Origin of the sequence: Collinsella sp. AM24-1 (genome assembly GCF_003470325.1) — a bacterium.
GTDB lineage: Bacteria > Actinomycetota > Coriobacteriia > Coriobacteriales > Coriobacteriaceae > Collinsella.
Genome location: NZ_QRHM01000023.1, coordinates 22,953 through 31,337, shown reverse-complemented (window position 1 = coordinate 31,337; position 8,385 = coordinate 22,953). Strand labels below are relative to the sequence as shown.

Genomic DNA, 8,385 nt, shown 5'->3' with positions numbered 1-8,385 from the left:
GTATAGTACTTCTTCGCACGGGGGCGTAGCTCAGCTGGGAGAGCGCTTGACTGGCAGTCAAGAGGTCAGGGGTTCGATCCCCCTCGTCTCCACCCGAGCATTGAATGAGGCTCCAACGCAAGTTGGGGCCTTTTTTCATATAGGCACACAAGGTCAAAGGCGGCACCATGATCCTCCTGGTCGACAAGATCGTGCGTTGAACGGGTGCCGCGCGCATGGTAGTATTTCACATCGTGGTTCAAAGCGTTGGAGGCTGTTCTGCCACCCCAACTGCAAGCGCCACTTTATAAGGGCTCTTGGCGCAACGGTTAGCGCAGGGGACTCATAATCCCTGGGTTCTGGGTTCGAATCCCGGAGGGCCCACCAGGTTTTTCAACAGGCCAGGCAATATGTCTGGCCTGTTTTTCATGGCATTAGTTTTCACTTGCAAATAGCCTGCTTGCTCATTTCCGGGCGCCCTCGGTCGGCTGTCTGCGATGTCCCCGGCGAGCGCTTCGCGCTCGTGGGCCCCAACGGCGCCGGCAAAACCACCATGCTCAAAATCATCATGGGCATCGACAGTCCTGACTCCGGCCAGGTCCAGTACGCAAAGGACTGCCAGGTGGGCTACCTAGAGCAGGAAACTAATCTGGAACAAAAGGACACCACCATCCTCGCCGAGGTCATGGCCGCCGCCAAGGAAATCCGCCGCATGGGCGAGCGCGCTAACGAGCTGCAGGCCCAAATCACCGAGCTCTCCGAGCAGGGCAAGGACGTCGACGCACTCCTCAACGAGTACGGCCAGGTCCAGGACCGCTTTGAGCACCTGGGCGGCTACGAGCTCGAGAGCAACGCCCGCAAAATCCTGTCCGGCCTGGGCTTTAAGGTCACCGACTTTGAGCGCCCGTGCTCCGAGTTCTCGGGCGGCTGGCAGATGCGCATCGCGCTCGCCAAGCTCTTCCTGCGCCATCCCGACCTGCTGCTTCTGGACGAGCCCACTAACCACCTGGACCTCGAAAGCGTCCAGTGGCTGCGCGGCTTTATAGCCAACTATGACGGCGCCGTCCTCATCGTCAGCCACGACCGCGCCTTCATGGACGCTTGCGTCGACCACGTCGCCGCACTCGAAGATCGTCGCGTGACCACTTACACCGGCAACTACAGCAGCTACCTCAAGCAGCGCGAGGACAACCTTGAGCAGATGCGCGCCAAGCGCGCCGCCCAGGAGCGCGACATCGCCCACATGCAGGTCTTCGTCGACAAGTTCCGCTACAAGCCCACCAAGGCAGCCCAGGCCCAGGAGCGCATCCGCAAGATCGAGCAGATCAAAAAGGAGCTTGTCATCCTACCCGAGGGCCACAAGCACATCGACTTTAAGTTCCCTGACCCACCGCGCTCCGGCGATATGGTCGTGGGCCTGGAGGGCGTCTCCAAGTCCTACGGCAACAAACACATCTACAGCGATATCGACCTCAAGCTCTACCGCGGCGAGCACGTGGCGCTCGTCGGCCCCAACGGGGCCGGCAAGTCCACGCTCATGAAGATCATCGCCGGACTGGAGCCGCCCACCACCGGCACCCGCGACCTGGGCACCAACGTGGGCGTGGCCTATTACGCCCAGCACGCACTCGAGGGCATGACCGAGTCCAACACCGTCCTGCAAGAGATCGACACCGTCACGCCCAAGTGGACCGTGCCACAGCAGCGCAGCCTACTGGGCGCCTTCCTGTTTAGCGACAACGATTCCATCGAGAAGCAGGTTCGCGTCCTCTCCGGCGGCGAAAAAGCGCGTCTGGCCCTGGCCAAGATGCTCGTGGCCCCCGAGGCGCTCCTGTGCCTGGACGAGCCCACCAACCACCTAGACATCGACTCGGTGGACATGCTCGAGAACGCCCTGCAAAACTTCCCTGGCACCATCGTGCTGATCAGCCACGACGAGCACCTGGTGCGCGCCGTTGCCAACCGCGTCATCGACATCCGCGACGGCAAGGTCACGGTCTATGACGGCGACTACGACTACTATCTCTACAAGCGCGAGGACCTCGCAGCCCGCGCCGCCGCCGAGGCGGCGGGGGAGAGTGCACCGGCCGCGACCAAGTCCGCTAAGGTCACCGCGGCCCAGTCCGATGCGCCCGCCGCCCCCAAGCCGGCCGAGGGTAAAAAGACCAAGGAGCAAAAGCGCGCCGAGGCCCAGGCCCGCGCTGCGCTCAACAAAAAGCTCAAGGACGTGCGCAACCAGCTCAAGAAGATCGAGGCCGAGCTCGACAAAAAGCGTGCCCGCTATGACGAGCTTATGGAATTGATGGCAAGCGAAGAGCTTTATGCCGATCAAGACAAGTTCAACGCCGCGCTGGGGGAATATAACGGCCTTAAGCAAGAGCTGCCCAAGCTCGAGGACGAATGGCTGGAGCTTTCCACCCAGATCGAAGAGGAGACCGCGCGTGAACTCTCGTAAGGCCGCTGCCGTGGCGATGAGCATCATCGCCATCGCCTGTCGCATCTGCGGCATCTTTATGAGCGCGATGACCGTGCTGCTGTGTTTTAGCGGCCTCACCGCCAAGCTGCAGATCGTGGGCTTTGTCGTCGAGCTTTCGCGCGCCCTGCCGAGCGCCATCGCCGGCTACGGCGTCATCACGTCGCCCTTTGGCGGTGTGTTCCGCCTGGATTACGCCATCGTCGCCGTGATCCTGTTTGTGATCGACTACCTTCTCACGCGCGCCTCGCGTCGCGTCCGCTAGAGGAGCGCCATGTCCAGCAGCTACCTCATGAACCTGCTCGCCAGCGCCGTCGCCGTCATCGTGGGCATCGTGATCCACGAGAGCGCACACGCCGCAGCGGCCTGGGCGCTCGGCGACAAGACGGCCCGTTCGCGCGGCCGCGTCTCGCTCAACCCGCTCAACCACATCGACCCGTTTGGCACCATCATCCTGCCACTGCTCATGCTTGCCGCCGGCGGCCCGGTGTTCGCCTTCGCCAAGCCCGTGCCCGTCTACCTCAACAACCTCAAGCACCCCAAACGTGACGAGGTCTTGGTGAGCGTGGCCGGCCCCGCGTCGAACATCGCCCTCGCGTGCCTCGCGGCCGCCCTCATGCACGCAACGTACGGCAACCTCTACACCAGCATGTCCTTTGCCCTGGCGTCACAGATCATGAACTTCGGCGCCACGTTTATCGTGGTCAACCTGTCACTCGCGTCCTTCAACCTCATCCCGATCCCGCCGCTCGATGGCTCGTCGATCATCGTGCCATTCCTCAAAGGCAAGGCGCTCAACAACTACTATCACCTGCAGCAATACGCCATGCCCATCCTCATCATTGTGCTGTACCTGCTGCCTATGTGGACCGGCATCGACGTGATCGGCCGCTATTTCGACGTTACCGTGTATCCGCTTGCTGAGCAGCTGCTCAACTTCGCAATCGCCGGCATCTAAGGTAAACTTACAGGTCGACCGTGCAAAACGGTCGTAATATGCACCCAAACCGCGCCGCGAAGGCGCCGTCAAAGGAGGTCGAAGATGTCGTATCGCGTGTCGACGCAGGTCTACAGCGGACCGTTCGACCTGCTGCTGCAGCTGGTAACCCGCCAAAAAGTAGATATCGGCGCCATCTCCATCAGCGAGGTGGCCGAGCAGTACCTTGCCGAGGCCGAGCGCATCGAGGCGCTGGACCTGGACGTGGCGAGCGACTTTTTGTTGGTCGCAGCAACCCTTTTGGACATCAAGGCCGCCTCCTTGGTGCCGCAGGAGGCCCCGCGCAAAGCCGATGACGACGATGACGAGTTCGACGAAGACCTCGAGGAGCTCAGCACGCTCGACGGCGACGCCCTGCGCGAGGTCCTGATCCAGCGCCTGATTGCCTACAAGCAGTTTAAAGGCGCGGCTGCGGCCCTCGGTGCCCGCATGCAGGCCGAAAGCCGCATGCACCCGCGCGTGGCCGGCCCCGACCCCGAGTTCCTGGGGCTCATGCCCGACTACCTGGCCGGCATCACCCTACGCGGTCTGGCCGTCATCTGTGCCGACCTTGACGGCAAGCGACAGACCTTCCTGCTGGAAGCCGAGCACGTGGCACCGCATCGCGTGCCGCTCGACCTGACGGTGGCCTCGGTCGACCGCTTTACCATGGCGCACCAAACCTGCACCTTCCGCGAGCTGCTGGACGGCGACGCCACCACCGAGCAGCTCGTCGTCACCTTCCTGGCTATGCTCGAGCTTGCCAAACGCGGCTCGCTCACGCTGAGCCAGGACGAGATCTTTGGAACCATCTGCATCAACCGAGTCGAGGGCGCCGAGGCATACGTGCCCGGCGAGGGCCCCGAGCTCACCGAATAGGAGCGGCAACCATGTCAACCCTTTCCACGCTGGAGGCTAACAGCCTCAAAGGCGCCCTCGAGGCGCTGCTGCTGGTGTCGAGCGACCCCGTAAGCGCGCCTGCGCTGGCCGGTGCGCTGGATATCGCCCCTGGCGAGTGCGCGTCGCTTTTGGCCGAGCTCAAGGTCGAGTACGAGGAGGCCAACCGCGGCTTTCAGCTGCGCGAGGTCGCCGGCGGCTGGCGCCTGTTCACACATCCCGCCTACCACGATGTGGTCGAGGCCTACGTGCTGAGCTGGGACACGCAAAAACTGTCGCAGGCGGCGCTCGAGACCCTGGCTGTCATCGCCTACCACCAGCCCGTCACACGCGAGGTCGTCAAGGGCATTCGCGGCGTCAACTCCGACGGCGTCATCGCGTCGCTCGTGGACAAGGGCCTGGTGCGCGAGCTCGGCCGCGACCCCGAGCGCGGACAGGCCATCATCTACGGCACGACCAACGCCTTCTTGGAAAAGTTCGGCCTGCGCTCCACCCGCGACCTGCCCGATCTGGAGCAGTTTGCCCCCGACGAGCAATCGCGCCAGTTTATCCGCGAGCGCCTGAGCGGCCGCAGCATTCAGTCCACGCTCGAGGAGCAGGCCGAGGACCTGGACGAAGAGCGCGAACTGCTCGATACCGATGTTGAAGATGTTGAGGCAGTCGAGGACTTGGAATCCCTGGTCGTCGGCGAGACCTCGGAGGATTTACATGACGAGGACTAACGAAGTAGGGGAGACGCGTGCCATGGGCAGCGCAGTGCCCGCCACCGACGCCCAGCCCGTCTATCCGCACACCATGCGCCTGCAGCGCTTTTTGGCGCGCGCGGGCGTGGCGAGCCGCCGCGGCTCGGAGGACCTGATGACCGCCGGCCGCGTGACCGTCAACGGCGAAGTCGCGACCGAGCTGGGCACCAAGGTCGACGTCGACCGCGACCATATCGAGGTCGACGGCATGCCCGTCAAGCTCAACCAGGGCGCCGTATACCTGATGCTCTACAAGCCAACTGGCTACCTCACCACCATGAGTGACCCGCAGGAGCGCCCTTGCGTGGCCGACCTGGTCCCCCGCGACCGCTTTCCGGGACTCTTTCCGGTGGGTCGTCTGGACCGCGACACCACGGGCCTCTTGCTCTTTACCACCGATGGCGACCTGTCACAGGATCTGCTGCACCCGAGCAAACACGTCTACAAGACCTACCAGGCACTCGTTGACGGCCAGCTGTCCGACCGCGATCTAGACCCACTCCGCCGTGGCATCGAGCTCGACGACGGCCTGTGCCAGCCGGCGATCTGCCGCGTCATCAACGCGCGCGAGGCCGTGGCCGTGGCTCCACAAGGCGTCAAGCCCGGCACCACCGCCGTGGAGGTCATCATTCGCGAGGGCCGCAAGAACCAGGTCAAGCGCATGCTGGGCAAGATTCACCATCCGGTAATCCGTCTGCATCGCTGCAACTTTGCCGGCCTTGAGCTCGAGGGCGTGGCCAAGGGCTCGTGGCGCGAGCTCACCGACCGCGAGGTGCAGATCCTCAAAAGCGGCGGCATCCCGCTCAAGCAGGCGAGCGCCAAGCGCAACGGCGGCAAGCCCCAAGACACCCCCGCCAGCCGCACGCGTCACCACGGCAGCCACGGCTCCGCACCCAAGCGCAACACCTACCGCGAGCGTTACACGGGCTAGGCAACCCGCCGCGCCCCAACGCCCGCGAACCATACCAGCACGTCACCCATCGAAAGGAAGCATTGCATGATCGTCGCCATCGACGGCCCCGCCGGTTCCGGCAAGTCCACCATCGCCAAGGAGATTGCCCGTCAGCTTGGCTTTAACAAGCTCGACACGGGCGCCATGTATCGCGCCGTCACCTTCGCCGCGCTCGACCGCGGCATCGACCTGGACGACGAGGCAGCCATCGATGCCCTCGCCGAGCAGATCGAAATCCGCTTTACCAACGGTACCGGCGAGGACACGCGCCTGACCATCGACGGCGCGGACGCATCGGCCGCCATTCGTACCCCGCAGGTTGACGCCAACGTGTCCAAGGTCTCGGCCTACCCGGGCGTGCGCGCCGCCATGCTCATCCATCAGCGCCGTGTCGCAGAGGACCGCGATATCGTGGCCGAGGGTCGCGACATCGGAACCGTCGTGTTCCCTAACGCGCAGGTCAAAATCTTCCTGACTGCCGACCCGCGTGAGCGCGCCCGCCGCCGCGTGCTGCAGCGCCACCAAAACGATGCCCAGCCGCTCACGTCCGCGCAACTCGAGACCGAGGTCGACGAAACCCTCGACGCCCTCAAGCAGCGCGACAAGCTTGACAGCAGTCGCGAGGTCGCCCCGCTCGTGCCCGCCGAGGACGCCGTGCACGTCGACTCCACCGCCCACACCATCGACGAGGTCGTACGCATTATCGAGGGCCTCATCAACCAAAGGAGGTAGCCCATGCGCCTGTTTAAGCAGACGCCCGAGGACTATTACAACGCCCCCTATGACGAGTTTCCGGCGCTCATTCGCGGCACCGTCGTCGTAGTCATGGCCATCCTTTGGGCCTTCTCCAAGCTCATGTGGCGTTGGAAGGTCGAAGATGCCGATCTGTTGTTTGAGCGCCAGGACGGCCGCGGCAGCGTAGTCATCTGCAACCACACCTCGATGGCCGAGCTCTTGGCCGTGGAGACGGCGCTGTTCTTTGGCGGCCGCCGCATTCGCCCCATCTTTAAATCCGAGTTCGCCAAGAGCAAGATTGTGCGCTGGGCCTTTAGCCGCGTTGGCGGCATTCCCGTCGAGCGCGGCACCGCCGACATGAAGTGCCTGCGCGCCGCCCAGCATGCGCTGCAGCGCGGCGAGGACGTCCTGATCTTCCCCGAGGGCACGCGCATCCGATCGCGCGAGATCAAGCCAGAGGTCCACGGCGGCTTTGCGCTCATCGCTCAGATGGGCAAGGCGCCCGTCAACCCGCTCGCCATCTGCGGCTGGTCCGACATCACGCCCGCGGGCAAAAAGCTCATGCGTCCCAAGAAGTGCTGGATTCGTGCCGGCAAGGCCGTCTCGCTTTCGGACGCGCCGGCCGGGCTTAAGCGTACGGAGCGCCTGGCTTGGTTTGAGTCCGAGGCCATGAACCGCGTCTACGCCATGCGAGACGAGCTGTGCGCCGAACATCCGGGCAGGTTCTAGCCATGGGTGAGAGCGTCATGAATACCGCTGCGGCCGCTGCTGAGGAGGTCGTCCCCACCATCGAGATTGCAGCCCACGCCGGCACCTGCTACGGCGTGCAGCGCGCGCTCGATATGGCGCTGGCTGCCGCGCCGCAGGCAGGGGAGAGCGCACAGGTCCACACCCTAGGGCCGCTCATCCATAACCCCATCGTGGTGCGCGAGCTTGCTGAGGCAGGCGTTGGCCTGGCCGAGAACCTGGATAATGCCGCAACCGGAACTGTGATCATTCGCGCCCACGGCGTGGTGCCTCAAGTCATTGACGCCGCTCGCGAACGCGGCCTTACCGTGGTCGACGCCACCTGCCCCTACGTGAAGAAGGTCCATGTGGCGGCCGAACGCCTGGTGCGCGAGGGCTACCGCGTGATCGTCGTGGGCGAGCCGGGCCACCCCGAAGTCGAGGGCATTTTGGGCCATGCCGGCGATGACGCGCAGGTCGTGAGTTGCGCTGCCGATGCGGATGCGCTGCCACTCAAAGGCAAGGTGGGCCTGGTTGTGCAGACCACCCAGACCGCGCAGAACCTGGCTGAGGTCGTGGCCTCCATCACCCCACGCGTGCAGGAATTGCGCGTGATCAACACCATCTGCGCCGCCACAAGCGAGCGCCAGCAGGCAGCCGCGTCGCTTGCCAACCGCTGTGATTGCATGGTCGTCGTGGGCGGAAAGAACTCGGGCAACACCCGCCGCCTGGCACAGATCTGCGCTGACGTCTGCGAGCACACGCATCACATCGAAGAGGCCTCCGAGCTCGAGGCCGCATGGTTTGCCAGCGCGCGCCACATCGGCATCACTGCCGGAGCCTCCACCCCGCAAGAACACATCGAACGCGCCGTTGCGCGCATCAAGGAGCTTTGCCGCTAACC

The 8,385-nt window shown here is 64.1% G+C and carries 9 protein-coding genes and 2 tRNA genes; all 11 read left to right on the top strand.

Translation table 11 applies throughout. The features are described from left to right. Window positions 1-19 precede the first annotated feature (19 nt). The 11 genes from DW661_RS08445 (at window position 20) to DW661_RS08395 (ending at window position 8,383) form a co-directional block, all read left to right on the top strand. Window positions 20-92: transfer RNA gene (locus DW661_RS08445), tRNA-Ala, on the top strand. Between the two features lie 198 nt (window positions 93-290). Continuing rightward, window positions 291-366 (top strand) — tRNA-Ile (locus DW661_RS08440). A 73-nt stretch (window positions 367-439) separates the two neighbouring features. Continuing rightward, entirely contained in the window at window positions 440-2,434 is a 1,995-nt protein-coding gene (locus tag DW661_RS08435) for an ABC-F family ATP-binding cassette domain-containing protein (RefSeq protein ID WP_233547483.1), read from the top strand. Further along, window positions 2,421-2,717 (top strand): hypothetical protein, encoded by a 297-nt coding sequence (locus tag DW661_RS08430; protein ID WP_168170409.1) that lies wholly within the window; start codon window positions 2,421-2,423, stop codon window positions 2,715-2,717. The genes DW661_RS08435 and DW661_RS08430 overlap by 14 nt, the downstream gene beginning before the upstream one ends. A 9-nt stretch (window positions 2,718-2,726) precedes the next feature. Then, on the top strand, window positions 2,727-3,410 hold the full coding sequence (locus tag DW661_RS08425) for a site-2 protease family protein (RefSeq protein ID WP_118935342.1): 684 nt from the start codon (window positions 2,727-2,729) through the stop codon (window positions 3,408-3,410). Window positions 3,411-3,494: 84 nt separating this feature from the next. After that, entirely contained in the window at window positions 3,495-4,307 is an 813-nt protein-coding gene (locus tag DW661_RS08420) for a ScpA family protein (protein ID WP_118935341.1), read from the top strand. 11 nt (window positions 4,308-4,318) lie between these two features. After that, window positions 4,319-5,047, top strand: coding sequence for an SMC-Scp complex subunit ScpB (gene scpB, locus DW661_RS08415; RefSeq protein WP_118935340.1), 729 nt, complete (start codon window positions 4,319-4,321; stop codon window positions 5,045-5,047). Further along, window positions 5,034-5,999, top strand: coding sequence for a pseudouridine synthase (locus DW661_RS08410; RefSeq protein ID WP_118935339.1), 966 nt, complete (start codon window positions 5,034-5,036; stop codon window positions 5,997-5,999). Before scpB ends, DW661_RS08410 begins: the two co-directional genes overlap by 14 nt. Window positions 6,000-6,065: 66 nt before the next feature. After that, window positions 6,066-6,752, top strand: coding sequence for a (d)CMP kinase (gene cmk, locus DW661_RS08405; protein ID WP_118935338.1), 687 nt, complete (start codon window positions 6,066-6,068; stop codon window positions 6,750-6,752). 3 nt (window positions 6,753-6,755) lie between these two features. Then, entirely contained in the window at window positions 6,756-7,484 is a 729-nt protein-coding gene (locus DW661_RS08400) for a lysophospholipid acyltransferase family protein (RefSeq protein ID WP_118935337.1), read from the top strand. Between the two features lie 2 nt (window positions 7,485-7,486). Further along, window positions 7,487-8,383: a 4-hydroxy-3-methylbut-2-enyl diphosphate reductase gene (locus tag DW661_RS08395; protein WP_118935336.1), complete on the top strand. Its 897-nt coding sequence runs from the start codon at window positions 7,487-7,489 to the stop codon at window positions 8,381-8,383. Window positions 8,384-8,385: the final 2 nt, after the last annotated feature.